This window comes from Roseateles sp. YR242, assembly GCF_900109745.1.
Lineage (GTDB): Bacteria > Pseudomonadota > Gammaproteobacteria > Burkholderiales > Burkholderiaceae_C > Roseateles.
This window is the reverse complement of the sequence record NZ_FOAV01000001.1, coordinates 407,349-432,704: the sequence shown is the minus strand read 5'-3', so window position 1 is coordinate 432,704 and position 25,356 is coordinate 407,349. Positions and strand designations below refer to the sequence as shown.

The 25,356-nt window shown below is 65.3% G+C and carries 25 protein-coding genes; 15 read left to right on the top strand and 10 right to left on the bottom strand.

The features are described 5' to 3' along the window. The gene (locus BMY53_RS01870) at window positions 1–777 is read right to left on the bottom strand and encodes a response regulator (protein WP_092943038.1); all 777 of its coding nucleotides are present in this window, start codon (window positions 775–777) and stop codon (window positions 1–3) included. A gap of 107 nt (window positions 778–884) precedes the next feature. Here BMY53_RS01870 and BMY53_RS01865 point away from each other — a divergent pair, with 107 nt between their 5' ends. Both BMY53_RS01865 and BMY53_RS01860 read left to right on the top strand, forming a co-directional pair. Further along, window positions 885–1,493, top strand: coding sequence for a CHAP domain-containing protein (locus BMY53_RS01865; RefSeq protein WP_092943036.1), 609 nt, complete (start codon window positions 885–887; stop codon window positions 1,491–1,493). A gap of 189 nt (window positions 1,494–1,682) precedes the next feature. After that, window positions 1,683–4,157 carry a membrane-bound PQQ-dependent dehydrogenase, glucose/quinate/shikimate family gene (locus BMY53_RS01860; protein ID WP_092943034.1) on the top strand — a complete coding sequence of 825 codons (2,475 nt, stop codon included), beginning with the start codon at window positions 1,683–1,685 and terminating at the stop codon, window positions 4,155–4,157. On the opposite strand, the gene BMY53_RS01855 is transcribed toward BMY53_RS01860, so the two are convergent. Continuing rightward, the gene (locus tag BMY53_RS01855) at window positions 4,154–5,233 is read right to left on the bottom strand and encodes an AraC family transcriptional regulator (protein WP_092943032.1); all 1,080 of its coding nucleotides are present in this window, start codon (window positions 5,231–5,233) and stop codon (window positions 4,154–4,156) included. The two genes, BMY53_RS01860 and BMY53_RS01855, sit on opposite strands and share 4 nt — an antisense overlap. A gap of 76 nt (window positions 5,234–5,309) precedes the next feature. Between BMY53_RS01855 and BMY53_RS01850 the strand changes: the two genes are divergently transcribed. Continuing rightward, the gene (locus BMY53_RS01850; protein ID WP_092943030.1) at window positions 5,310–6,527 is read left to right on the top strand and encodes an MFS transporter; all 1,218 of its coding nucleotides are present in this window, start codon (window positions 5,310–5,312) and stop codon (window positions 6,525–6,527) included. Between the two features lie 72 nt (window positions 6,528–6,599). Here the strand turns inward: BMY53_RS01850 and BMY53_RS01845 are convergent, their stop codons facing one another. Both BMY53_RS01845 and cynS read right to left on the bottom strand, forming a co-directional pair. Then, complete coding sequence (locus BMY53_RS01845) at window positions 6,600–7,199, bottom strand: flavin reductase family protein (protein ID WP_092943028.1); 600 nt, start codon at window positions 7,197–7,199, stop codon at window positions 6,600–6,602. Between the two features lie 22 nt (window positions 7,200–7,221). Further along, complete coding sequence (gene cynS, locus BMY53_RS01840) at window positions 7,222–7,665, bottom strand: cyanase (RefSeq protein ID WP_092943026.1); 444 nt, start codon at window positions 7,663–7,665, stop codon at window positions 7,222–7,224. Window positions 7,666–8,254: 589 nt separating this feature from the next. Here cynS and BMY53_RS01830 point away from each other — a divergent pair. The 3 genes from BMY53_RS01830 (at window position 8,255) to phaR (ending at window position 11,070) form a co-directional block, all read left to right on the top strand. After that, the gene (locus BMY53_RS01830; RefSeq protein WP_092943022.1) at window positions 8,255–9,175 is read left to right on the top strand and encodes a beta-1,6-N-acetylglucosaminyltransferase; all 921 of its coding nucleotides are present in this window, start codon (window positions 8,255–8,257) and stop codon (window positions 9,173–9,175) included. 151 nt (window positions 9,176–9,326) lie between these two features. After that, window positions 9,327–10,367, top strand: a complete 1,041-nt coding sequence (locus BMY53_RS01825; RefSeq protein WP_092943020.1) for a LacI family DNA-binding transcriptional regulator — start codon at window positions 9,327–9,329, stop codon at window positions 10,365–10,367. 121 nt (window positions 10,368–10,488) lie between these two features. Further along, window positions 10,489–11,070 (top strand): polyhydroxyalkanoate synthesis repressor PhaR, encoded by a 582-nt coding sequence (phaR, locus tag BMY53_RS01820; RefSeq protein ID WP_092943018.1) that lies wholly within the window; start codon window positions 10,489–10,491, stop codon window positions 11,068–11,070. Window positions 11,071–11,140: 70 nt separating this feature from the next. Here phaR and BMY53_RS01815 read toward each other — a convergent pair whose 3' ends face one another. Both BMY53_RS01815 and BMY53_RS01810 read right to left on the bottom strand, forming a co-directional pair. Then, entirely contained in the window at window positions 11,141–11,608 is a 468-nt protein-coding gene (locus BMY53_RS01815; RefSeq protein WP_092943016.1) for a GFA family protein, read from the bottom strand. A gap of 142 nt (window positions 11,609–11,750) precedes the next feature. Beyond that, a complete protein-coding gene (locus BMY53_RS01810; RefSeq protein ID WP_218151157.1) occupies window positions 11,751–12,542 on the bottom strand; it encodes an NPP1 family protein in 792 nt (263 codons plus the stop codon). A gap of 195 nt (window positions 12,543–12,737) precedes the next feature. Between BMY53_RS01810 and BMY53_RS01805 the strand changes: the two genes are divergently transcribed. After that, entirely contained in the window at window positions 12,738–13,094 is a 357-nt protein-coding gene (locus tag BMY53_RS01805) for a DUF2845 domain-containing protein (RefSeq protein WP_177200670.1), read from the top strand. Window positions 13,095–13,139: 45 nt separating this feature from the next. On the opposite strand, the gene BMY53_RS01800 is transcribed toward BMY53_RS01805, so the two are convergent. Further along, on the bottom strand, window positions 13,140–13,688 hold the full coding sequence (locus BMY53_RS01800) for a Csu type fimbrial protein (RefSeq protein ID WP_092943012.1): 549 nt from the start codon (window positions 13,686–13,688) through the stop codon (window positions 13,140–13,142). A gap of 87 nt (window positions 13,689–13,775) precedes the next feature. Between BMY53_RS01800 and BMY53_RS26645 the strand changes: the two genes are divergently transcribed. Both BMY53_RS26645 and rimO read left to right on the top strand, forming a co-directional pair. Next, entirely contained in the window at window positions 13,776–14,369 is a 594-nt protein-coding gene (locus BMY53_RS26645) for a cyclic-phosphate processing receiver domain-containing protein (RefSeq protein ID WP_310732091.1), read from the top strand. Window positions 14,370–14,825: 456 nt separating this feature from the next. Beyond that, entirely contained in the window at window positions 14,826–16,232 is a 1,407-nt protein-coding gene (rimO, locus tag BMY53_RS01790; RefSeq protein WP_092943010.1) for a 30S ribosomal protein S12 methylthiotransferase RimO, read from the top strand. A 2-nt stretch (window positions 16,233–16,234) separates the two neighbouring features. Here rimO and BMY53_RS01785 read toward each other — a convergent pair whose 3' ends face one another. Beyond that, entirely contained in the window at window positions 16,235–17,299 is a 1,065-nt protein-coding gene (locus BMY53_RS01785; protein WP_143073878.1) for an OTU domain-containing protein, read from the bottom strand. 180 nt (window positions 17,300–17,479) lie between these two features. Here BMY53_RS01785 and BMY53_RS01780 point away from each other — a divergent pair, with 180 nt between their 5' ends. Continuing rightward, entirely contained in the window at window positions 17,480–18,682 is a 1,203-nt protein-coding gene (locus tag BMY53_RS01780) for a PLP-dependent transferase (protein WP_092943006.1), read from the top strand. 24 nt (window positions 18,683–18,706) lie between these two features. Here the strand turns inward: BMY53_RS01780 and smpB are convergent, their stop codons facing one another. Continuing rightward, a complete protein-coding gene (gene smpB / locus BMY53_RS01775; protein ID WP_092943004.1) occupies window positions 18,707–19,171 on the bottom strand; it encodes an SsrA-binding protein SmpB in 465 nt (154 codons plus the stop codon). Between the two features lie 172 nt (window positions 19,172–19,343). On the opposite strand from smpB, the gene BMY53_RS01770 reads away from it, so the two are divergent. Beyond that, window positions 19,344–19,823 (top strand): type II toxin-antitoxin system RatA family toxin, encoded by a 480-nt coding sequence (locus BMY53_RS01770; protein WP_092943002.1) that lies wholly within the window; start codon window positions 19,344–19,346, stop codon window positions 19,821–19,823. Then, window positions 19,810–20,187, top strand: coding sequence for an RnfH family protein (locus tag BMY53_RS01765; protein ID WP_092943000.1), 378 nt, complete (start codon window positions 19,810–19,812; stop codon window positions 20,185–20,187). Before BMY53_RS01770 ends, BMY53_RS01765 begins: the two co-directional genes overlap by 14 nt. Before the next feature lie 98 nt (window positions 20,188–20,285). Here BMY53_RS01765 and BMY53_RS01760 read toward each other — a convergent pair whose 3' ends face one another. Beyond that, window positions 20,286–20,777, bottom strand: a complete 492-nt coding sequence (locus BMY53_RS01760; protein ID WP_092942998.1) for a DUF4124 domain-containing protein — start codon at window positions 20,775–20,777, stop codon at window positions 20,286–20,288. Window positions 20,778–20,868: 91 nt separating this feature from the next. Between BMY53_RS01760 and guaB the strand changes: the two genes are divergently transcribed. From guaB to guaA, 3 genes are read left to right on the top strand one after another with little or no spacing between them, the layout of a single operon-like run. Continuing rightward, window positions 20,869–22,341 carry an IMP dehydrogenase gene (gene guaB, locus BMY53_RS01755; protein WP_092942996.1) on the top strand — a complete coding sequence of 491 codons (1,473 nt, stop codon included), beginning with the start codon at window positions 20,869–20,871 and terminating at the stop codon, window positions 22,339–22,341. Window positions 22,342–22,344: 3 nt separating this feature from the next. Then, entirely contained in the window at window positions 22,345–23,604 is a 1,260-nt protein-coding gene (locus tag BMY53_RS01750) for an MFS transporter (RefSeq protein WP_255369984.1), read from the top strand. A gap of 60 nt (window positions 23,605–23,664) precedes the next feature. Further along, window positions 23,665–25,269 (top strand): glutamine-hydrolyzing GMP synthase, encoded by a 1,605-nt coding sequence (gene guaA, locus BMY53_RS01745; RefSeq protein ID WP_092942994.1) that lies wholly within the window; start codon window positions 23,665–23,667, stop codon window positions 25,267–25,269. Window positions 25,270–25,356 lie beyond the last annotated feature (87 nt).

Sequence of the window (25,356 nt, the reverse complement as noted above, 5' to 3'; positions counted from 1 at the left end):
TCACAGCAGCCCCATCTGCGTGGCCTCGTACACCGCCTCGCTGCGCGAGTGAACGGCCAGCTTGCGGTAGATCTTCTTCACATGGGCCACCACGGTGTGGGGCGAGATGCCCAGCAGTTCCGCCACGGTGTCGAAGCTCAGGCCCTTGGCGGTCAGCTTGAGCAGCTCGATCTCGCGCGGGGTCAGCAGCGAATCCGTGCCGAGGGCCTCGACGCCCGTGTTGCTTGCGGCCCGCGTGGAGGCGATCAGCGCGTCTTCAGCGGTGGATCCCGGCGCCACCGCAGACCCGGTGGACGCCCCGATGGGCGAGCCCGAGGGCGAAGCGGCCGGCGGCGCCCGCATGCGAGCCAGTACCCGGCGCGCGATGCTGGGCGTGATGGGGGCACCCCCAGCCCGCAGGTCGTGGATGCTGGCGGCGATGCGTTCCACGCGGAAATCCTTGAGCAGATAGCCGCTGGCTCCGGCGGCCAGAGCCTCGAAAACGTGGTCGTCGTCACCGAACATGGTGACAACCAAGACTTCGCATTCAGGCCAGCGGCTGGCCACCTCGCGGATGACGTCGATGCCGTTGCGGTCCGGCAGGCCCAGGTCGAGCAGCACCACATCGGGCGGTGTCGCGGCGATGACGGCCAGCGCGGCGGCGGCGCTGGAGACGGCCGCCATCAGGCTCAGCGCCTCGTCTGCGAGCACGGCTTCGGAAAACCGGCGCAGGAACTCCGGCTCGTCTTCCACGATCAGCACGCGAGTGAGCGGAGAGTGCGGCGACGAGGGGTTCATGGACTGATTCTGGTCGAAATCGACCCGGGGGGCATCACGCCTTTGCGCTATTGCCCCCACGCCCAGGCGCGGCGACATTCGAGCCTCAGTTCACCTGGAGGCCTTCCATGATCTCGGTTGACCAGCTCCTCACTCGCGCCCGCGCCGCGACTGGGCACGGCACGCTCTATTGGCTCTCTGAAGGCGGCCGGGATCCTCGCGCTCGCCTTCCGTCCACCCGTCTCGCAGTGGGCCGCCTCTGGCCCACGCTGCCGCGCGAGCAGCGCGAGGAACTGGCGCCGCTGGCGGCAGAAATGGGGATTGATGTGAAGGACAGCAGTCTGGTGATGGATGCCTGCGACTGCTCGGGTTTTGTCTGTTGGGCGCTGGGCTTTTCTCGCCTGGCCGCCTCGCCCGCACCCTACACCGACGCAGCGGGATGGATCTTCACCGACAGCATCTGGGCGGACGCCACCGGGCCCGGCGAGCGCTTCCGGGGTCTGGACCGTGCGGTGCCGGGCGCCCTGGTGGTCTACCCCGCCAAGGACAGCGGCGAGCGACACGGCCATGTGGCCATCGTCGTGGAGGCCGATGCGTCAGGCCGCGCCACGCTCATTGCGCACTGCGCCGCTGACAACGTGCGGCAGGCACCCCACGATGCCATCAAGCTCACCACGCCCGAGGCGTTTGAAGCGCAGCCGCGCAGCGTCTATGCCTGGTGCCGCGAGGTGTCCTGACCGAAGGGGCCTGACCTGACCCCCGCAGCGCGCGGGGCATTATGCAGAGCTTCGCTCTCGGTGTCCGTGCCTGCGGTCCGATGGGACCGCGTCAGCAACGGGGGAGTTCAGCCGAGGTTCCTTTGTGCACGGGGTGCCCCCTAGAATCGATCGAATCACTGGATCGGTAGGCCGGTCCTGGAGAGCGCGATGATCGGTTCACGTGGGCCTGCGGGCATCCGTCGTTGGTTGATCTGGCTGGTGGGCCTGGTGCTCCTGGCGTTCGGGGCGCCCATGCTGATCGGTGGCGCCTACCTCGTCACCCTCAAGGGCAGCCTGTACTTCGTGCTGGCCGGGTTGGGGCTGCTGGTCGCCGCGGTGCTGATCTTCCGCAGCCGTGCCACCGGTGCCTGGGTCTTCGCCGTGACGGCGGCGGCCACCGTGGTCTGGGCGGTCCTGGATGTGGGGCTGGTGTTCTGGCCGCTGTTCTCGCGGCTGTTCGCCTTCGGCGCGATGGCGCTTCTGGTGGCCATCATCTACCCATGGTTGCTGCGCTCCGGCGAGCGCGTCGCTTCGGCTGCTCCCGCTGCCCCCTCGGCATCCATCCCCCCGCCGGGCTCGCGCCGGGGCACCCATGTGCTGGCCATCGTCATCGCCGTCGGGTTGGCACTGGCCTTCGCTTCCGCTTTTGTGCCCCACCCGCCGATACCGGCCACCGGCGACGGGCCAGGCCTGACCCCCGTGCCGGCAGGCGCTGCGCAGAAGGACTGGGCCCACTACGGCAACACCGTGGGCGGCAGCCGCTTCGTCGCGCTGGATCAGGTCAATCGCTCCAACGTCAGCCAACTGAAGGTGGCCTGGACCTACCGTACCGGCGATATCGCCCAGAGTGATGGCAACGGCGCGGAAGACCAGCTCACACCGCTGCAGATCGGTGGGCGCATCTACCTGTGCACGCCGCATAACAACCTCATCGCGGTGGACATGGACACTGGCCAGGAACTGTGGCGCCATGAAGTGAACGCCCAGTCCAAGGTCTGGCAGCGCTGCCGTGGCCTGGCCTACTTCGATGTGAATGCGCCGCTGCAGCAGCCGGCTCAGGCCGGGGCTCCCGCCGCGCAGGCGGTCTCGCTGCCCACGGGCGTCAACTGCCAGCGCCGCCTGCTGACCAACACCATCGATGCGCGACTGATCGCCGTGGATGCGGACACCGGCCAGCGCTGCCAGGGCTTTGGCAACAACGGCCAGGTCGATCTCAAGGCCGGCCTGGGTGACGCGCCGGACCCGTTCTACCAACTGACCTCTCCGCCGCTGATGGCCGGCACCACCGTGGTGGTGGGTGGCCGGGTGGCGGACAACGTGCAGGCGGACATGCCGGGCGGCGTCATCCGGGGTTTTGATGTCATCACCGGCGCCATGCGGTGGGCCTTCGACCCCGGCAACCCCGACGACAAGAAGGCACCCGCCCAGGGGCGGAGTTATGTGCGCAGCACCCCCAATTCCTGGGCGCCGATGTCCTACGACCCCGCCTTGAACATGGTGTTCCTGCCCATGGGCAGTGCCTCCACCGACCTCTACGGTGTGGAGCGGACGCCGCAGGACCACAAGTACGGCGCCTCCGTGCTGGCCGTGGATGCCACCACCGGCGAGGAACGGTGGGTCTTCCAGGCGGTGCGCAACGACCTCTGGGACTTCGACATGCCGATGCAGCCCAGCCTGATCGACTTCCCCACGGCGGAGGGCTCGCGGGTACCGGCGGTGGTGATCGGCACCAAGGCGGGCCAGATCTGGGTGCTGGACCGCAAGACCGGGCGGCCGCTGACGGCGGTGGAGGAAACACCGGTGCAGCCGGCGGACATTCCCAATGAACCCTATCCGAAGACGCAGCCCCGATCGGTGGGCATGCCGCAGATCGGCGTGCCGCTGTTGACGGAGTCGGACATGTGGGGCGCCACCCCGCTGGATCAACTGGTGTGCCGCATTGCCTTCAAGAAGATGCGCTACCAGGGGCTCTACACCGCGCCGGGCACTGATGTGTCGCTGAGCTTCCCCGGTTCGTTGGGGGGCATGAACTGGGGCGGCATCTCCACCGACCCGGTGCACGACTTCATTTTCGTCAATGACATGCGGCTGGGCTTGTGGGTCCAGATGATTCCGCAGCGCACCACTGGCGGGCCGGCCTCCAGCGGCGGGGAGTCGGTCAACACCGGCATGGGGGCGGTGCCGCTCAAGGGCACGCCCTATGCGGTCAACAAGAACCGTTTCCTGTCGCCGGCGGGCATCCCGTGCCAGGCGCCCCCGTTTGGTACCTTGTCCGCCATCAACCTGAAGACCCGGCAGATCGTCTGGCAGGTGCCGGTGGGCACCGTGCAGGACACCGGGCCGCTGGGCATCAAGATGCATCTCCCCATGCCGGTCGGCATGCCGACGCTGGGGGGGACCTTGTCCACCCAGGGCGGCCTGGTGTTCATCGCTGGTGTGCAGGATTACTACCTGCGTGCCTTTGACAGCGCCACCGGCAAGGAGTTGTGGAAGAGCCGCTTGCCCGTGGGCAGCCAGGGCGGGCCGATCAGCTACCAGTCCGCCAAGACCGGCAAGCAATACGTGCTGGTGACGGCTGGCGGCGGCAGGCAATCTCTGGATCGTGGTGACTACGTGGTGGCTTACACCCTGAAGGACGATTAGAGATGCAAGGCCCGGCCTGACGTGGAGCGCCTCAAGCTGCCCGGGGCCTGCCCCACGATGCGCTTGAAGGCCCGGCTGAAGGACGCCTCCGAGTCATAACCCAGCCGGTCTGCCGCCACGGCCACGCGCATGCCCTCTTGCGAGATCCAGTGGCGCGCCTGGAACATCTTGATCTTGGCGACGTATTTGGCGGGGCTTTCGCCCACCGTGCGGGTAAAGGCCTCTGCAAATCGTGAGCGGGAGGCCCCCATCAGCTCCGCCAGTTCCGGCACGCTCCAGGGGCGCTCGGGCTGGGCATGGATGGCGGCCATTACCTTGCCGATGTTCGGGCATTGCACGGCGGCAATCCAGCCGCTGGCGCTGTTGCAGGCGCACTCCACCCAGGCGCGGATGATGCTTGCCGCCAGGACATCCGCCATCCGGGCCAGGATGCCGCAGGCCCCCACACGATCCAGCGACACCTCGCGTTCCATGGCCTCCAGCAGCATGGGCACGGTCGGATCGCGCTGGGCCAGGTCGTTGGCCTGCATCACGTCCGGCATCATCGCCATCAGGGGATGAAGCGGGTCCATATTGAAACGCATGGCACCGCAGAACAGCACGTCGGTGTCCACGGCGGTCTCCGACGCTTGAGGGGCAGCCATCCCAGCGGGGCTGAGGTGGGCAGGTTCACCCGTCAACACAAACAGCTTGTCCGCCACCGGCCGGCGCGGCAGTGTGTGGATGTCCACGATGGGCACCTCCGGGGAACTGGCCAGAATGTGCAGGCTGCCGCGGGGCAACAACACCGCATCGCCGGTCTTGAGTTGCTGCCATTCGCTGCCCGGCGTGCGCAGCCAGCAACTGCCATGGGCCACGAAGTGGAAATGCGCCTCCTGGCTGGCGGGATAAGCCACTGCCCACGGTGCCCGCAGAAGGCAGCGGCCGTATTCAACGCCCTCCAGGCGCAGGCTCAGCAGGATCTGGGTCAGCAGGTCGGCCGGCTTCAACGGGGTGGCTGGCGCGGGTGCCGTGGTGTGAGCTGAGCGGTCCGGTCCGATGGGGAAGGGTGGCTTTCTGGAGGAATGGTCAAGCATTTCGGCTCTTCCGACATGGAAACGCCTGAATACTATCCCTAAGCTGGGAGCCATTGCATTTCACCTTACCCACGCTGTGACTACTTCCTGCAGTAACTGCCTTGACGCCGATCAAGCCCAGTCCCCGGCACCCCCATCAGGTGCGCCGGAGCATGCCCACTGGGTGGCCATTGGCTCCCTCACGCTGGGGGTTTTTGGACTGGTCACCGCCGAATTTCTTCCTGCCAGCCTGCTGACGGCCATCGCCACTGATCTGGGCGTGAGTGCGGGCGCTGCGGGCCAGACGGTGACCGCCACGGCGCTTGTGGGTGCGGTGGCCGCGCCCTCCATTCCTCTGCTGACGCGCCGTTTCGACCGCCGGCTGGTCATGATCGTGCTGACCTTGCTGTTGCTGGTCTCCAACGCCCTGGCCGCGACCGCCTCCAGCCTGCCGACCCTGCTGACGGCGCGCGTGATCCTGGGCGTGGCGCTGGGTGGTTTCTGGTCCATGGCCGCAGCGCTGGCCATGCGGCTGGTGCCGGACCGGCTGTTTGCGCGTGCCATGTCACTGATCTTGAGCGGCGTGTCCGTGGCCACTGTCTGTGCCGCGCCCATCGGGGCCTGGATGGGAGACCACTGGGGATGGCGCAGCCCCTTTATCGCGGCCGGCGTGCTCAGCGTGCTGACCTTGGCCTCGCAGGTCCTGACCCTGCCGTCGCTGCCGCCGCGGGACAACCCCAGCCTGAAGGTGTTGGGCGAACTGCTGGGCCGACCGGGTGTGCGGGTGGCCTTGCTGGCGGTGCTGCTGGTCATCTCGGGGCATTTCGCCGGGTTCACCTACATCCGCCCGCTGATGGAGAACGTCACCCATCTTTCGGTCTCTGCCATCTCGGCAGTGCTGCTGGGTTATGGCGTGGGCGGCTTCTTTGGCAACCTGGCGGGCGGCTTCGTGGCGGAGCGCAGTGAGCGCCATGCCATCGTGGGTGGCGGCGCGCTGATCGTGCTGCTGGCTGTCTCGCTGCTGATGGCGGGCTCGTCGGCCTGGGTCACGGCGGTGGCGGTGGTGCTGTGGGGCTTCGCCTTCGGTGCCTTCCCGGTCGGGTTCCAGACCTGGATCGTGCGAGTGGCGCCGGACCAGGCGGAAGGCGCGGGCGGCCTGCTGGTGGCGGCCTTCCAGGTGGCCATTGCCAGCGGCGCCATTGGTGGCGGCGTGCTGGTGGATCACATGGGAGCCTTGGGCGGCCCGGCGTTTGCAGCCACCGCCATCACCCTGGGCACCCTGCTGACCTTGCGGCATGGCGCTCGGGCCGCCTGATGATGAAGGGTTCCCAGGTGGTCGATGCCAGGGGGACGGCCGCAACTACCTTTTGCCGGTGGGAAGCTGCGCTCAGGGGCGCTTCATCCTGAACCGTGGCCCCAGCTCGAAGTAGTCCGACGGCCCGCCGCCGCGCAGCACCGGGTGGGCTGCTGCCGTGTCGTAGACACCATCGACCAGCAAATGCTCGCTGATGTGCACCCCCACCACCTCGCCAAGGGTGAGCCAGGTGCTCAAGCCCTGACCGTTCGCGTCCTGCAACTGGATGATCTGGGTCAGCCGGCATTCGAAGGCGACCGGGCTGGCCGCCACGCGGGGCACCCCCACGAGGCGTGAGGGCGCGGTCTCCAGGCCCGCCAGCTCGAACTCATTGACCTCCGGCGGCACCGCCGCACAACTGGCGTTCATCGCTTCGGCCAGGTCTCGCGTCACCAGGTTCCACACAAATTCACCGGTCGCCTCGATGTTGCGGACCGTGTCCTTGCGGCCCAGGCTGGCAAAACCCACGATGGGCGGGGTGTAGTTGAACCCGTTGAAGAAACTGTACGGCGCCAGGTTGAGAACGCCTGCCGCGTCATGGCTGGCGATCCAGCCGATAGGGCGCGGCCCGACGATGGCGTTGAAGGGGTCATGGGGCAGCCCATGACCTTGACGAGGTTCGTAGAAATGCATCGGGCGATGCTAGCGCAGCCCGTCAATAGGTCTTGTAGGGCAGGAACTTTCCGCTCATCACGATGCTGACGCGGTCCCCCTTGGGGTCGGGCTCGCGCTGCAGGTCCATGCGGAAGTCGATGGCACTCATGATGCCGTCGCCGAACTCCTCATGGATGAGCTCCTTGAACGTCGTGCCGTAGACGCTGACCAGCTCATAGAAGCGGTAGACCAGCGGATCGGTAGGCACGGCGCCGGGCAGGCTGCCCTTGTAGGGCACGACCTTCAACCACTGCGTCTCTGCTTCGGTGAGGTCGAAGAGGGTGGCCAGTGTGGCGGCCTGCGCATCATCAAAGGTCATCTGGCCCAGGCAGCCGGCGGTGACCCACTCCTTGCTCAGGCCGACCTCACGTGCAATGTCCGACCACTTGAGGCCCTTGGCCACCTTGGTGGCGATGATCTTTTCGGTGACGGCAAGACGAGTCATTCAATGCTCCTGGAATGGGTCATGGGGAAGATGGTGCGGGGCCCGGCACCTTGCCGGTGCGACTTGTGCGCGATTGCATGCGTGCAAGGCCGTTTGTGTGCATCGGCCTGCACTTGATGGCCTTTGCGTTGAGGGTCATGCGGCGCCCGACCCGCGTCATGCAGTTCTTGGTCACCCGTCTGGCTCACACGGGAGTGGCTGCCGCAGGGGCCGATGAAGGAGGGACTGTCGCCGCCAAACACTGCAGGCGACAGGCCACCCCCTCTTGCCGCATCGGCAGGAGGAAAGTCGCAAGAAAGAGTGACAGCGCACCCGCGAATCAGGCCCGACATGTCATGAATCGTGCAAGGCCTGTGCCACAGACTGGCGGCGGGACTTCCGACGGGCAGAAACGGGCGGCACATCGATTGCCATCCCAACCGACTGCCCGCGCCGCCTCCCCTGTGCTGGTAGTCAAAAAAATGTCGGGCCGTCCATGTCACGGCCGCTTCTCCGCTTCCTCGGGCTTTTCCCTCTCCCATCGTCATGGGAGGGCTGATGCACGGGGCTAGCGCCTCGCAGTGCTTCAACCGCTGGGAAGAGTCCGCCCATGAAAATCGCTTACCTGCTCCTGGTCCACAACGCGCCTGATCACCTGCGCCGTCTGGTCAATGGCCTGCGCCATCCCGATGCATTGCTGTTCATGCACATCGACAAAAAGTCCAGGATGTCGGACTTTGAGTCGTTGGCCGCGGAAGGCGTGCGATTCACGCCAAATCGCATTGCCGTGCATTGGGGCGACTATTCGCAAGTGGAGGCCATTCTCGAGTTGATGCGAACGGCCGCTGCGGCGCCCGAACCCATCGAACGCTTTGTGCTGCTCAGCGGCGTGGACTATCCGGTCCACAGCATGGCGTATGTGCACGACTTCTTCGAGCGCCGGCCGCGCGCGGAGTTCCTCAATCTGGTCGAGATGCCCAATGCCAAGCAGGGCAAGCCGGAATCGCGCATCGCCCAACGCGTGGCCCGGCCTGGCCCCTTCCGTTATCTGGAGCGAGCGCTCCTCAAGGCCGGACTGGTGAAGGAATGGCGGGATTACCACCAACACCTGGAAGGCCTGCAGCCCTATGGCGGTGCCACCTGGTGGGCGCTGACCCGCCCGTGTGTCGAGCACGTGCTGAACTTCGTGGATACGCATCAAGAGCTGAGCCACTATTTCTCCACCACGGTGTGCGCGGATGAGACCTTCATCCACACCATCGTGGGCAACTCCCCCTTCCTGCCCCAGGTGGCCCGCAACGTCACCCGCAACTACTGGCTGCCGGGCAAGGCCAGCCCGGAAACCTTCCGAATGGAGTTGGTGAAGGAAGTGATGCACAACCGCCAGTTCCCACCGGAAAACTACAACGGACCCGGCGAGATCCTGTTCGCCCGCAAGTTTCCAAATGACTCTACGGCGCTGGTGGATTACATCGATGCCTGCCGTGACCGCACCGGGGTGTTGGCGCTGGACGAGGCGAAGGCGGCCTGATGTTTTGGCGGCCCCGGCGCCGCTGCTTGCTTGCCACACGCTGACGCGGCTGTCTGTCGCCTGGGTGCTGTGGTGCGCCTGCCATGCAAGAGTCGTCTCCCCAGCCGTGCAGCCCGGGATGGGGGGCTGGCGCCCTCTATGATCGGCGCCAATGTCCGATGCTGAAAGCCTCTCCCGACCCCGCCGCCGAAAAGGCAGTGGTGCGGTCACCCTGCGCGACGTGGCCAAACTGGCGGGCGTGGCGCCGATCACCGCCTCGCGCGCGCTGAACTCGCCGAACCAGGTGTCGGCGGAAGTTCGCGAACGCGTGACGGCGGCCGTGCGCAGCACGGGTTATGTGCCCAACCTGCTGGCTGGTGCCTTGTCCTCCATGCGCAGCCGCATGGTGGGGGTGGCCGTGCCCACGATTGCGGGCCTGGTGTTCCTGGAGACCGTACAGAGCCTCACCGAGTCCCTGTTCCAGGCCGGCTACCAGGTCTTGCTGGGCCAGACTGGCTATGACAACGCCCGTGAAGACGACTGGCTGAACGCCATGATCGGCCGCCGCCCCGACGGCCTGGTGCTGACCGGCACCAGCCACTCGCAGCAGGCGCGGTTGCGGTTGCGGTCGGCCGGCGTGCCGGTGGTGGAGACCTGGGACCAGAGCGACGATCCGATCGACATGCTGGTGGGCTTCTCCCATGTGGAGGTGGGCCGCAGCGTCGCGGACTTCCTGGTGAAGCGGGGTTATCGCCGCCTGGCCGGTGTGGCGGGCAGTGACGAGCGGGCCCAGCGGCGCTTCCTGGCCTTTCAGGAGAAGGCCCAGGAACTTGGCCTGCCCGAGGTGCCGATTGCCAAGATGGCCACGCCGACCACGCTGGGCAGCGGCCGGCGCGGCCTGACCGAACTGCTGGCGCAGTACCCCGATGTGGACGCGGTGTTCTGCAGTTCGGATTCGCTGGCCGTGGGGGTGATGCTGGAGGCCCAGTCGCGCGGCCTGCGGATTCCGCAGGATCTGGCGGTGATCGGTTTTGGTGACCTGGCGATGGCGGTGGACATGTCGCCTTCGCTCACCACGGTGCGCATCGACGGCACGGCCATCGGCCGGCAGGCCGCGCGCTTCATCATCGAACGAGCGGAGCGCAAGCCGGACCCCACCAAGGCCCGGCACATCGATGTCGGGTTCGAGATCATTGCGCGGGACAGCACCTGAAGGCGGTCCTCGCGGGCGCCCCAGACCGGTGCCGCCACGCGCACATCAGGGGAAAACACGTGTCAGGGTGCCGGCAGACGGCCTCCTAGAATGGCTTCAAACCCCAAGAGGAGACAACCACATGGTGACGGCCCGACGCGGAAAGACCGCCCCTGGCACCGAAGACAGCACGCAGCCCAAGGGCCTGCGGGTGCTGAAGAAATACCCCAACCGTCGGCTTTACGACACCCACACCAGCAGCTACATCACCTTGGCGGACGTCAAGAAGATGGTGCTGGAGGGGGTGCACTTTGAAGTTCGCGATGCCAAGACCGGCGAAGAGCTGACCCGATCCATCCTGCTGCAGATCATCCTGGAGGAGGAGATGGGCGGCATGCCCATGTTCTCCACGCCGCTGCTGGCGCAGATCATCCGGTTCTACGGCCATGCCATGCAGGGAATGATGGGCGCCTACCTGGAGAAGAACCTGCAGACCTTCACCGACATGCAGGCTCGATTTACCGAGCAGAGCCAGGGCGCCGCCTTCAATCCGGAACTGTGGACGCAGTTCATGAGCGGGCAGGCGCCGGTGATGCAGGGCCTGATGGGCAACTATCTGGAGCAGTCCAAGAACCTGTTCCTGCAGATGCAGGAGCAGTTCGAGAAAGCCGGGAACCTGTTCCCCGGGATCCCCGGCGTACCCGGTTTCCCGCCGAAGAAGTAGGCCACCCTGTAGACACGGACCGACCGGTGGTGGGTCCGTGGCCTTTGACGTTTCCCGTTGGCGGCCGCGGCTACAGGCCGTGCCGCCGATGCCAGTCGGCGAGTGATTCCTTCGGGTACTCGTCGAAGCGCTCGTCGCCCTTGGTGGCGGCGACTTCCACCCATTCCGGTTTGGAGCCCAGCATCATGTGGACGTGTGCGGGCGGCACTGGCAATGGCGTGTCGATGGCGCCCGCGTGCGGATGCACCAGGTCGGGCCAGCTCTCGTCATACAGCCACAAGGCGGTACCGCAATGGCCGCAGAAATGCCGTTGGCCGGTGCTTTCCTTGCCATCCAGGTGGGCCCGGTAGACGCGCAGATCATCCCGGCCCTTATGCAGCTTGAAGGTGCGGTAATCCGCACCCAGGTTGATGGCAAAACCGCCGGTGCCAGCGGTCTTGCGGCAGATGGAGCAATAGCAGCGCATGAAGGGTGCGGGTTCGTGGGACTGAACCGAGAACCTCACGCGGCCGCAGTGGCAGGATCCGTCGAGGTGCATGGTGGGGTCTCCGTTGCGTGGGGGGGTGTATGGAGCGGCAAGGGCTGTGCCTTGCGCCGTCCTGCCGCGCTTATCGCCGTCCGGGTCGGCCCACCGGTCACCTTGGGAACGCATGGCGGGCCATCGCTGGCCCACCGCCACTTCAAGGCTTGGACGCCTCGATGCTGGCCTGCGTGAAGGCTGGGTAGCCCGACGGGCGGTAGGTGTTGAGGTTGCTCAGGAAGTTGTTGTCCCGCAGGGGAATGGTGGCAGAACCGTAGTCGTAGCTGTTAAGACGGCTGCGCATCTGCTCATTGGTCAGACCGTCCCCGGTGACTGCGTACCAGCTGACGATGGTGGGGGTGACGAACTGGCCGTAGCCGTTCTCTGCCACTTCGCCGGCGGTGGCCATGCGCATGGCGTGCGTGGTGACGCCGTCCTTGTGATAGACGATCTTCACGTGGCCGCTCTCCAGCGGCAGGCTGGCGGCGGCGACGTTGTAGAGATCGCCGTGTGCACTGTAGCCGGCGTGGGTGACCGTGCCATTTTTGGTCCACACGGCAGCATGTTCCCAATCGTGGCGGTGGCCGCCGCCGAGCACGGTGGCCTGGTCCTTCAGGAAGTACAGCGCATAGAAGTGGCCGCAATAGACATCGCTGCCGCTGCTGATGCAGGCATGGCGATGCAGCGTATTGGCGTAGTCCATGAAGTTGTTCTTGCGGCAGCCACCGGTGATGCTGCCGGAGGCCGCCAGGCCGCCGTTCTGCGCCCCACTGCCGCTGATGCCGGCGCTGGGCAGGCAGCCATCGGTGTCGAAGTCGAACACGGGGTAGTTGGCGGCGATGTTCACGTTGGTGGGCCAGGCGGCCTCCAGGCGCGGAAAGTCATCGGCGCGGGCAGCGGTGGTCAGGCACGCGCTGGCCAGGGCCAGCAGGGACAGGATCGAGCGTTGCAAGAGAGCCTCCTTGAATTGTGGAAGAGGGCGACTGTGCGGGTCACTGGCGACCGAGATGTGACGACGACCATGATCCTTCGCGCCTGTGCCGTTAACCACAACCCGTGGGGCCGGTTGGGCTGTCAACCCATGACGGTCGGTCGGCGTTGTGCCAAGGCCGGGCAGTGGGCCTTCGGCGGCAATGGAGGGGGAACCGTGAAGAGAGCATTTGGACATGCCCGCGCCTGGGCGGTGATCATGGGCGGTCTGCTCCTGGCGACCGGCGCCGCGCAGGCGCAGTCCCTGCGCTGCAACGATGCCGGCGTGCGGGAAGGGGACTCGCGTCTCTGGCTTCTGAAGACCTGCGGCCAGCCGTCGTTGTCGGACACCTACTGCGTGCCGATCTTCTACCCCGGCCCACCCAACCGCCATGGCGTGTCTCAGCCCATTCCTGCTGGCTGTCTGATGACCGATGAATGGCTGTATGAGCGAGGTCCCGGCAACCTCCCGGCCGTGGTGAAGATGCAGAACGGCAGGATCATCTCGATCCGGTACGGCGAGCAGGGCCGCTAGGCTCGCGGGAGTCGTGCAGAGGTTCACTAGGCTCCCTTCGGCGCTTCAGAAGTACACGAACGTCACATTGAGCGTATCGGAATAGGTGCCTGGCGGAACGGTGAGCTGGCGGGCTGGGATGCGGCCATAAATCGTATGCACGACGGAGCCGGCGCCCAGCAGAGCCAACGGGAACGACCCCGAAAAATAGGTGGTGCCACCCGTCCCATCGCCCCAGACCGCTGTGTAGTTCGGGTCCGCATAGAAGTTGTAGCCGATCTGATTCGTGCCCGTCGTCATGGTCCGTTGGGCGAAGGTGCCTGAGCCCGTACTCACGCGCACTTCATAGGGGATGAGCAATCCCAGGACCCCGCCGCAGGAGACGGTCACCGTCGCCGTTGAATCCACGCTGCTGTAGCCCAACGGGTTGTAGGTGGCGAACTGGGCGTTCGTCGTGGTCATGGTGCAGATGCACACCAAGGTGCATAGAGCCTGAGCGGACGGCGAGCAGGCGGCCAGGCAGATGGCCGCGCCACATTGCAAGGCGGTCGTGCTCCACGCCTGCGGGCGGGGGGCGCGGGGGCGCGTTGATTGGAAAAGATTGGTTGCCGGCATGGCGACACCTCCCGGTGCGTCTGCAGGCTGATGAGCTTTCGCTCGCGGAGGCCGGGCACGAAGTAGCCGCCGTTCAGAAGAGCTTCAATGCTGCCCCTTGGTGGGGCGTTTCACAAGTCCCCGGGATTGCTCGCCGATGACTGGCGTACTCCTCCTCCCGGTTGTCATCGCCTGATCAACGTGCGGGTGAATGAGGCCGACCTGGTCAGCCGGGGGGCTCTGTGTCTCAGCCGCCGCCCTCGCGCAGCACCTCCCGTCCTGCTCGCCTACAATTTTTCCCCTGTATCAAAGCGTGCATTAGTCTGCGTCATGAAAGTCTTCTTGGACGACGAGAGATCGACCCCGCAGGGGTGGCTTCGGGCCTACTGGCCTGACGAGGTGATTGCTCTTCTAAAGACGGGGCGGGTGTCCGATCTCAGCCTTGATCATGATCTCGGCGATGACGCGCGCGGGACCGGCTATGACGTCGTACTGTGGATTGAAGAGGCGGTGGCTCTGAATGCCTTTGAACCTCCGCGCATCAAGGTGCATTCCGCCAATTCGTCCGCTCGGGCGAAGATGGAGGCCGGCATACGCTCGATCGAGCGATTGGCCCAAAGAGCGCCTTTTTCCTTGGCGACTTCAGGGATTGGAGCGAAAGGATCTCCAAAGGCCGCTTCAGAGAATTCCTTCTCGAATTGAGCATCGTAGTTCGCCAGCCTATTGTGCGCCTCAACCCTGGTAGGGAGCCTTGGGAGCGTCCCGAGTCGTGGTGCGCGTCGTCCATCCGAATCTATATAGACAAGCGCATTGGCTGGCAGGTTCAAAACGGGGCGGCGTGCGAGCGATCTATTGGCATCTTGTGGATGACTAAGTGGTGTTGCTGGCGATCGTGTATGCCTGCCGAAAGGCCCCGTTATATCGCTCCCGCAAACTGAGGTGGCTCTTGACTCGGGTGGGACTGGCGCACACCACAACCACAGCGGGCGGCTTGTGCGAGGCATCGCGTGGCTGCAGGCGACGCGCCTCGCGCCATGGAGCCTGCTGCAGCATCTCGTTAACTCCGTCGCTCTCCAGTAGCCCTCGCGCGGCACCTCCCAGCCTGCTCGACTACAATACCGGCCCAGCTCATCAGCCAGGTCGCCCGGCGGAAGTCAAATGGAATCAACAACTTACACCCCCGCCGAAGCCGCCAAGGCCGCACCGAAGATCGGCTTCGTATCGCTCGGCTGCCCGAAGGCCCTGACCGACAGCGAACTGATCCTCACCCAACTCCGCGCCGAAGGCTACGAGACCTCGAAGACCTTCGCCGGCGCTGATCTGGTAATCGTGAACACCTGTGGCTTCATCGATGACGCCGTCAAGGAAAGCCTGGACACCATCGGCGAAGCGCTGGCCGAAAACGGCAAGGTCATCGTCACGGGTTGCCTGGGCGCGAAGTCAGGGGCCAACACCAACAACCTGGTGCGGGAAATCCACCCCAGCGTGCTGGCCGTCACCGGCCCCCATGCCACCCAGGAAGTGATGGACGCGGTGCACACCCATGTGCCCAAGCCCCACGATCCCTTCATTGACCTGGTGCCCGAGGCCCGGGGCATCGCCGGCATCAAGCTCACGCCCAAGCACTACGCCTATCTGAAGATCAGCGAAGGCTGCAACCACCGCTGCAGCTTCTGCATCATCCCCAGCATGCGTGGGGATCTGGTCTCCCGCGCCATCGGCGATGTGCTCTCCGAGGCCAAGGCGCTGTTCGAATCCGGCGTCAAGGAACTGCTGGTCATCAGCCAGGACACCAGCGCCTATGGCGTCGATGTGAAATACCGCACCGGCTTCTGGGACGGCAAGCCGGTCAAGACCCGCATGTTCGACCTGGTGGCGCAACTCGGCGAGATCGCCAAGCCCTACGGTGCCTGGGTCCGGCTGCACTACGTCTACCCCTATCCGCATGTGGACGAAGTCCTGCCCATGATGGCGCAGGGCCTGATCCTTCCCTACCTGGACGTTCCTTTCCAGCACGCCCACCCCGACGTGCTCAAGCGCATGAAGCGCCCGGCCAACGGCGAGAAGAACCTGGAGCGTATCCAGCGCTGGCGCGAGATCTGCCCGGAACTGGTCATCCGCTCCACCTTCATCGCCGGTTTCCCGGGCGAGACCGAAGAAGAGTTCCAGTACCTGCTGGACTTCATGCGTGAAGCCCAGATCGACCGCGCCGGTTGTTTTGCCTATTCGCCGATCGATGGCGCACCGGCCAACGAACTGGCGGGTGCCTTGCCCGACGAGGTGCGTGAAGCACGCCGCGCACGCTTCATGGCCGTGGCTGAAGAGGTGTCCATCGCCAAGCTGCAGCGCCGGGTCGGCGCCACCATGCAGGTGATCGTGGACAGCGCACCGGGCCTCGGCCGCAAGGGTGGCGTGGGCCGTTCATATGCCGATGCGCCAGAAATCGACGGCACCGTGCGTCTGCTGCCGCCGGAAAAGGCGAGCAAGCAACTGCGGGTCGGCGAATTCACACGTGCCCGCATCGTGGCGGTGGAAGGCCACGACCTGATCGCCTTGCCCATCTGAGTTCAGCGTCGCCCCCCCGACGGGTTTACCAGCTCCAGCAGCTCGAGCGCGGATTGGTAGCGCCAGGGATGCTGGATCAGTTCATCGGCGGTGGCATTGCGCAGCGCCATCAGCGTGGCCTTGCTGAACTGGTAGGAATGCTCGTTGCCGATCGTGGTCACCAACCGCGCGCGATCATGCGGGCCGAGGGCCCTGAGCACCGCGTGATAGAAGCAGTTGCCATCATCCGGAACGGCCACTGTTTTCCCATCGAGCTGTGCTGAATAGTGTCGCCGGTCGGTATCCAGAATGAGGATCACCGGCTTATCCGTGGCTAATCGTGACGGTGTCATGCGCTCCAGTAGCGTGCCTTTCAGATCCCGGATCTCCAGCGCTCGGTGGGCAGGCCAACCAGGCACGTGCGGCATTGCGAAGGGGGCAATGTCGCCACCGAGCGAGTTCCATTCGCCGTTTTGGCGAATGGACTTGGCGGCCTCCTGCAGCAGCGGCATATTGATTTTCTTCGCAGGCGCCGGCTTGGTCGGTTGCGGCTCACAGCCAGGATCGAATCTGGGCCCGGCGCTGCCCACATCGCGCCGTAAGTCATTGAGCCAGTGCATGACGCGCGTCCGGATATCCCGGTTGAGCTCGGCCCTTTTTTCGTTCATGTGGGCTGCCAGCGTGGGTGGTGCGAGAGCCTTCAAAAAATCCCACAATGCGTCCCAATCGCCGAGGCTTTTGATCAACAGCTCCGCCTCTGACGGGCACGCGCGCCGGATCGTCCCCAGTAGCGAAACATTCATGCGGGGCATCTGCTGCAGGCTGGAGTCCCTGCGGATCTCGTCCGTATCCACGTTGTGCATCCACATCAGCAGGTCCAGCAAGGCACACTCCAGCATCCGCTCGGCTGGCCGTGCATGTGCGCTCAGGCGAGGTTCCTTGGTAGCAGCGGTCAGTGTCCATGCTCTGGCTGCGTAGGCTGCGGCCTTAGGGAGCATTTCGTCCGGCAGGGGGCGCGCGGCCCGCTTGGCGGCGCCATGGCTGTAGAGGGATGGCCCCGCATTCGGTGTGATGGGCTGGTATTTCATGGCAACGTGAGCTCCGCAAGATGCTGTGGCTTCACTCAGTGGTTGTCATGGGACATGAGTTTCGATTGACTACTCTTGCCGACGCCGATCTTGACGAATTGGGCCTGGCCCCATGGCCGCGTGTGCAGAGGCGAGGGTTTGCCCGAGAATGGTCAAGGCTTTGCACATTCACCAGAAGGAATGCCCTTGAGCAAGCGCGGAAAGTCGACGGAACAGATCCATCACCCCTATCGTCCGCCGGAGGGGTGGGACGCCGTGCCGGTGCCTGTCCACAAGGCTTCCACCGTCCTGTTCCGCGACACGGCAGCGCTTCATCGCCCGCGTTCCCGGGAGGGGGTGACCTACCGCTACGGCCTTCAGGGGACGCCCAGCAGTTTCACGCTGGCCGCCCGCATTGCCACGCTGGAGCAGGCCACCCATTGCGTCCTGGTGCCCAGCGGCCAGGCGGCCATCACCTTGCCCGGCATGGCCTTGCTGAAGCCGGGTGACGAGGTGTTGCTGCCAGACAATGTCTACGGCCAGAGCCGCCATCTCGCGCGGGGCTTGCTGAGCCGGCTGGGGATCAGCCATCGCTTCTACGACCCGCTGGATGCGGCTGGTTTTGCCGCGCTGTTGAGCGACCGCACCCGGCTGGTCTGGCTGGAGGCGGCGGGTTCGATCACGATGGAGTTCCCGGACCTGATCGGACTCTTGAGCGCCTGCAAGGCGCGGGGCGTTGCCACGGCCATGGACAACACCTGGGGCGCGGGCATGGCCTTCAACGCCTTTGAGCTGGCGCCCGGCCTGGGTGTGGACATTTCCATGCAGGCGCTGACCAAGTTCGCCTCTGGCGGGGCGGACGTGTTGATGGGGGCGGTCTGCACCCGCGATGCAGCGATGCACCGGCGCATGGACGAGATGTATGAGTTCCTGGGCTACGGGGTGGGCCAGAACGATGTGGAGCTGGTGCTGCGCGGCCTGCCCAGCCTGCCCCTGCGGTATCGCGCCCAGGAGGCGGCGGCGCGCGAACTGGCCCTCTGGATGCAGCAGCAGCCGGCGGTGGCGCGGGTGCTGCACCCGGCCGTGCCGGGCTCGCCCGGGCACGCGCACTGGCGAGAGGTCAGCGGTGGTGGGAGCGGGTGTCTGTTCTCAGCCGTCTTCAAGCCGGCCTACGCGCCAGCGCAGGTGGATGCTTTCGTGGACGCACTGCACTGCTTCGGTATCGGCTATTCATGGGCTGGGCCGATGAGCCTGGCCGTGCCTTATGACCTCAGCCACAGCCGTTCCTTGCCGTTGCCGTGGCCACCAGAAGCTGGCGGCACCCTGGTGCGTTTTGCGATCGGTCTGGAGGACGTGGAAGACCTGCGCGCCGATCTGTCTCAGGCGCTGGCGCTGCTGGACTGATGGCGCACGGACGGAGGCGGAAGCTCAGTCCTTGGACGGGCCTGACACCTTGTGGCGCATCAGTCGGCCCTTTTCGCGCTCCCAGTCGCGCTTCTTTTCCGTCTCGCGCTTGTCGTGCTGCGCCTTGCCCTTGGCCAGAGCGATCTGTGCTTTGACACGACCACCCTTGTAGTGCAGGTCCAGCGGGATCAGGGTGAAGCCGCGTTGTTCCACCTTGCCGATCAGCCGGCGGATTTCGGCGCCGCTCATCAGCAGCTTCTTGGTGCGATCCGCTTGGGGATGCACGTGGGTGGAGGCGGTGCGCAGCGGGTTGATGCGGCAGCCGATCAGGAACAGTTCCCCGTCCCGGATCACGACATAGCCATCCGGCAACTGGACCTGCCCGGCGCGTATGGCCTTGACTTCCCAGCCTTCCAGCACGATGCCAGCCTCGTACTGCTCCTCGATGTGGTATTCGAATCTGGCGCGGCGATTTTCTGCGATGGACATGCGATGGCGAAAGATGAGGACAGAGGGGCCGGGGTAGGGCAGGGGTAGGGCACGGGTAGTACAGGGCCGGGCGTGTAGTTGGCAGGGGCGCCGGTGACTCGGGGATCGTACAAGACGCTTGGGCCGTGCTGGGCGCCAGCCCGCCTACAATCCCGCCATTCTAAGAAGTGCCATGAAGCAAGTTAGGAAGACCGTCCTTCTTTGGTATTCACCGCGAGAGATCTACGACCTCGTCACTGCGGTTGAACGCTACCCTGAATTCCTGCCCTGGTGCGCCGCTGCCGACGTCCTGGAGCGTCACGATGAGAGCACGGGCGGCGGCATGACCGCGCGCCTGTCGCTCTCGTACGCGGGCCTGCGCCACGCCTTCACCACCCGCAACACGCACGAGCTGAACAGCCGCGTGCGCATGCAGCTGGTGGATGGGCCTTTTTCGCTGCTGGATGGTGACTGGCGTTTCCTGCCGCTAAACAAGCCGGGAACCGTGGCAGATGGGGGCGAACCGAAGGCTTGCAAGATTGAATTCGAGCTGCGCTATGCCTTTTCGAGCTTTGCCCTTGAAGCGGTGGTGAGCCCGGTCTTTGACCGCATTGCCAACACCTTTGTGGACAGCTTCGTCAAACGGGCGGAGCAGGTCTATGGCCCCCGCTGAGGCCCAGGGCCGGGCCCAGGCGCAGTCGCCGGGCCAGGCTCCCGTCGAAAGCTCGCTCACTGTAGAGCTGCTGTGGAGCCCGATGCCGGGCGAGTGGCGCCAGTTGAAGGTGGAACTGCCGCAGGGCAGTACGGTGGTGGAAGCACTCCGGGCCAGCCACTGGTTCGAGGAGCCGCAACTGCCTGCCTTGAAGACCGGCATCTGGGGCAAGTTGCGCCCGCTGGATACCCCGTTGCGAGACGGGGACCGTGTGGAGGTCTATCGCCCCTTGACGGTCGATCCCAAGGAGGCGCGGCGTCAACGCTACAAGGCGACGGGTCAGCGAATCGTCACGCGGCATCGGCCGCTGGGCCGCAAAGCCTGATCGGGCCGGCCCTTTCCGGCGCAGGGCACGGTGGAAAGGCCATCCACCGCGCGCGGATCTGAAGAAGATGTGACGGCGTTATCCGCCCCTCACACTTCTTACTTGCACGACACAGAAATCACGGTCTGGGCCTGCTTCATCTGGGTCTGACGTGCCGAATCGTCGACCATCTCGCGCTCGCCCTTGTCGTTTTTCACGGCGATGCGGACGCCGGATTCCAGCAGTCGCATCTGGTTTTGAGCCTGCTTGCAGTTTTCCGCATCCATCTCGGCGCGGGCCTTGTCATCGGCAGCCTTACGTTCCTTTTCAGCCTTCTGGCGGGCTGCTGCATCGCTGGCGGACTGGGCCACTGGCGCAGCTGCCGAGGCGGGTGCGGAGGCCGGTTTCGCGGGGGCGTTCATGGCGCGCAGGGCCGATGCCGACGGGCGTCCGAGGATGTCCTTCTCCGCCACGTTGCCGGGAGGCGGGCGGTCGCTGTATTGCACGCGGCCATCGGCATCTCGCCATTTCCACTGGGCCTGGGCAACGGGCGCCAGCGACAGCAGCACGAGGCCGCACAACAGGCTCAAGGGGAGGCTCTTGGAGATCATAGGCACTTGAAATGGACCTGGAATTTAAGGGGCTGGCGCGAGTGTACGCCGCACCTCTCTATAATGCGCCTTTGCGTCTGGAGCTTCCCACATGCGCCTACTCGGAAAAGCGCTCACCTTCGACGATGTGTTGCTGGTGCCGGCGTTCTCCCAGGTGTTGCCGCGCGACACCAGCCTTGCCACCCAATTCACGCGTGGCATTCGCCTGAACCTTCCCCTCGTGTCCGCCGCCATGGACACCGTCACCGAAGCGCGCCTGGCTATTGCCATCGCCCAGGAAGGCGGTATTGGTATCGTCCACAAGAATCTGACCCCGCAACAGCAGGCGTCAGAGGTGGCACGGGTCAAACGATACGAATCCGGCGTGCTGCGTGACCCCATCACCATCACCCCCGACACCACCGTCCGCCAGGTCAAGGCCTTGAGCGAGCATCACGGCATCTCCGGATTCCCGGTGCTGGTGGGCCAGAAGGTGGTGGGCATCGTCACCGGGCGCGACCTGCGTTTCGAGACTCGCATGGACGCCCCCGTCAGCGAGATCATGACGCCGGCCGAGCGCCTGATCACCGTCAAGGAAGGCGCTTCGCTGCCGGAAGCCAAGGCGCTGATGCACAAGCACAAGCTCGAGCGCGTGCTGGTCATCAACGACGGCTTCGAGCTGCGTGGCCTGATGACCGTGAAGGACATCACGAAACAGACGAATTTCCCCAATGCCGCCCGTGACGCCCACGGGAAGCTCCGCGTCGGCGCTGCCGTCGGCGTGGGCGAGGGCACGGAAGAGCGTGTGGAACTGCTGGTGCGTGCCGGCGTGGACGCCATCGTGGTGGACACCGCCCACGGCCACAGCTCCGGCGTGATCGAGCGGGTGCGCTGGGTCAAGAAGAACTACCCCAACGTGCAGGTCGTCGGCGGCAACATCGCCACCGGCGCTGCGGCACTGGCCCTGGTCGAGGCCGGCGCAGATGCGGTCAAGGTCGGCATCGGCCCTGGCTCCATCTGCACCACCCGTATCGTGGCTGGTGTCGGTGTGCCCCAGATCACCGCCATCGACTATGTGGCCACCGCCCTCAAGGGCACCGGCGTGCCACTGATCGCGGACGGCGGCATCCGCTATTCCGGCGACATCGCCAAGGCGGTCGCGGCGGGCGCCAGCACCGTCATGATGGGCGGCATGTTTGCCGGGACCGAAGAAGCCCCTGGCGAGGTCATCCTCTATCAGGGCCGCAGCTACAAGAGCTACCGCGGCATGGGCTCCATCGGTGCGATGAAGGCCGGTTCGGCCGACCGCTACTTCCAGGAAAACGACGAGACCACCAACCCCAATGCGGACAAGCTGGTGCCGGAAGGCATTGAAGGCCGGGTTCCGTACAAGGGGTCGATGATCGCCATCGTCTACCAAATGGCCGGCGGACTGCGGGCTTCCATGGGTTATTGCGGCTGCGGCAGCATCGCTGAGATGCATGACCAGGCGGAATTCGTGGAGATCACTTCAGCCGGTATCCGTGAGAGCCACGTCCATGACGTGCAGATCACCAAGGAAGCGCCCAACTACCGCCTGGAGTGAGTCTTGTCCGACTCGGTTTCCAATGAAACCCATGGCGGCCGCAAGGCCGCCATGTCGTTCATCCTGATCGCTGTGCTGATCGACATGGTGTCGATCGGCCTGATCATTCCGGTGCTGCCCGTTCTGGTCGGCACCTTTACCGAGTCGGAAACCCGGCACACCCTGGCGCAACTGGCCGTGGCGTTTGCCTTCGGCCTGGCCAATTTCTTCGGTGCTCCGTTCCTGGGCGGCCTGTCGGACCGCTTCGGGCGCCGCAAGGTCATGCTGATCGGTTTCAGCGGCCTGGCGCTCAGCTTCTTCGTGACCGCCATGGCCAGCGCGCTGTGGATGCTGGTGGTGGTTCGGCTGTTCTCTGGCGCCATGCAGGCCAATGCGGCCGTCGCCAATGCCTATGTGGCGGACATCACCCCCCCGGCCGACCGCGCCAAGCGGTTTGGCATGCTCGGCGCGGCATTTGGCATGGGTTTCATCCTGGGGCCGGTGCTGGGCGGTTTGCTCGGCAGTATCGACCTGCACCTTCCCTTTTTCGTGGCCGGCAGCCTGGCGCTGCTGAACTGGTGTTACGGCTATTTCGTGTTGCCCGAATCGCTGGCACCGGAACATCGCCGGCCCTTCAACTGGCGCAAGGCCAATCCGTTTGCCTCGCTGGCGCGGGTGCGAGGTCTGCGTGGCGTGGGCCCGCTGGTCTACGTGATCGCCTGCTCGGGCCTGGCTCAGCTCATCATCCAGACCTGCTGGGTGATCTACAACCAGCACAAGTTTGGCTGGGGCCCGCGGGAAAACGGTTTGTCGCTGTTTGCTGTGGGCCTGATGGCCGTGATTGTCCAGGGCGGCCTGCTGCAACCGCTGATGCGCTGGCTGGGGCCGCGCAAGCTGGTGTTGATCGGCCTGGTGTCCTCCATCGTCACCAACCTCGTGTGGGGCATGGCCGAAGAGGGCTGGATGATGGTGGGCATCATCTTCTTCAACATTGTTGGCTTTGCGGCGCCCACGGCCTTGCAAAGCCTCGTCTCCAACGCCGCCGATGCGCGCAACCAGGGTGAGACCATGGGCGCCGTGTCGGCCATCAACAGCCTGATGGCGGTGCTGGCGCCCATCTTCGGCCTTGGCCTCATGGCCGTGGTGGCCGAGCTGCCGCGGGCCGACTGGCGCCTGGGGGCCCCGTTTTATCTCTGCGCCGGGCTGCAGGCGGTCTCGCTGTATTTCTCGTGGCGCCACTTCCATGACGTGCCCGCCCAGGCGGCTGCGCCGGCCAAGGCCTGACCCAGGTCTTGATCCGGCGGCCACTGCTCTTTATCGATTCTTCGCTTTTCATCGCTGACCATGCACGACAAAGTCCTCATCCTCGACTTCGGCTCCCAGGTGACCCAGCTGATCGCACGCCGTGTGCGCGACGCTCAGGTCTACTGCGAGATTCATCCCAACGACGTCAGCGACGACTTCATCCGCAGTTTCGGGCCGAAGGCGATCATTCTTTCCGGCAGCCACGCCTCGACCTATGAGGATCATGAACTGCGCGCGCCGCAGGCAGTGTGGGACCTGGGGGTGCCGGTGCTGGGCATCTGCTACGGCATGCAGACGATGGCGGTGCAACTGGGCGGCAAGGTCGAATGGAGTGACCACCGCGAATTCGGTTATGCCGAGGTGCGTGCCCACGGCCATACCCGGCTGCTGGACGGCATTCAGGACTTCTCCACCCCTGAGGGCCACGGCATGCTCAAGGTGTGGATGAGCCATGGCGACAAGGTCACCGTGCTGCCGGAGGGTTTCAAGCTGCTGGCCTCCACCCCCAGCTGCCCCATTGCGGGCATGGCCAACGAGGACAAGGGCTACTACGCGGTGCAGTTCCACCCCGAGGTGACGCACACGCTGCAAGGCACGGCCTTGCTGACCCGTTTTGTGCGGGACATCGCCGGTTGCAAGGGCGACTGGATCATGGGCGACTACATCGCGGAAGCGGTGGCCCGGATCCGCGAGCAGGTGGGTGACGAGGAAGTGATCCTCGGCCTGTCCGGTGGTGTGGATTCTTCCGTGGCGGCGGCGCTGATCCACCGCGCCATCGGCGACCAGCTGACCTGTGTGTTTGTGGACCACGGCCTGCTGCGCCTGAACGAAGGCGACATGGTCATGGACATGTTCGCCGGCAAGCTGCACGCCAAGGTCATCCGCGTGGACGCCAGCGAGCTGTTCCTGGGTCAACTGGCTGGCGTGACCGATCCGGAGCGCAAGCGCAAGATCATTGGCGGCCTGTTCGTGGACGTCTTCAAGGCCGAAGCAGAAAAGCTCAAGGCCAGTGGCGGCGGCCACAAGGGCGCCACCTTCCTGGCGCAGGGCACCATCTACCCGGACGTGGTGGAGAGCGGCGGCACCAAGACCAAGAAGGCCACCACCATCAAGAGCCACCACAACGTGGGCGGCTTGCCGGAGCAACTGGGCCTGAAGCTGCTGGAGCCGCTGCGCGAGCTGTTCAAGGACGAGGTGCGCGCCTTGGGCGTGGCCTTGGGCCTGCCGCCCGAGATGGTCTACCGCCACCCGTTCCCGGGCCCGGGCCTGGGCGTGCGCATCCTGGGCGAGGTGAAGAAGGAATTCGCGGACCTGCTGCGCCGTGCGGACGCCATCTTCATCGAAGAGCTGCGCAACACCCGCGACGAAGCCACCGGCAAGACCTGGTACGAGCTGACCAGCCAGGCCTTCACGGTCTTCCTGCCGGTCAAGAGCGTGGGCGTGATGGGGGACGGCCGCACCTACGACTATGTCGTGGCGTTGCGCGCGGTCCAGACCAGCGACTTCATGACGGCCGATTGGGCTGAGTTGCCCTACAGCCTGCTCAAGCGCTGCTCAGGCCGCATCATCAACGAGGTGCGAGGCATCAACCGGGTGACCTACGACGTGTCGAGCAAGCCGCCGGCGACGATCGAGTGGGAATGAAGTCACTCCCCTCACCAAACGCGGCGGGACCGTGTTGAGTCAAGACCGTCGGACTCGATCCGACGCCCATGAAGGCTCTCCCTATGA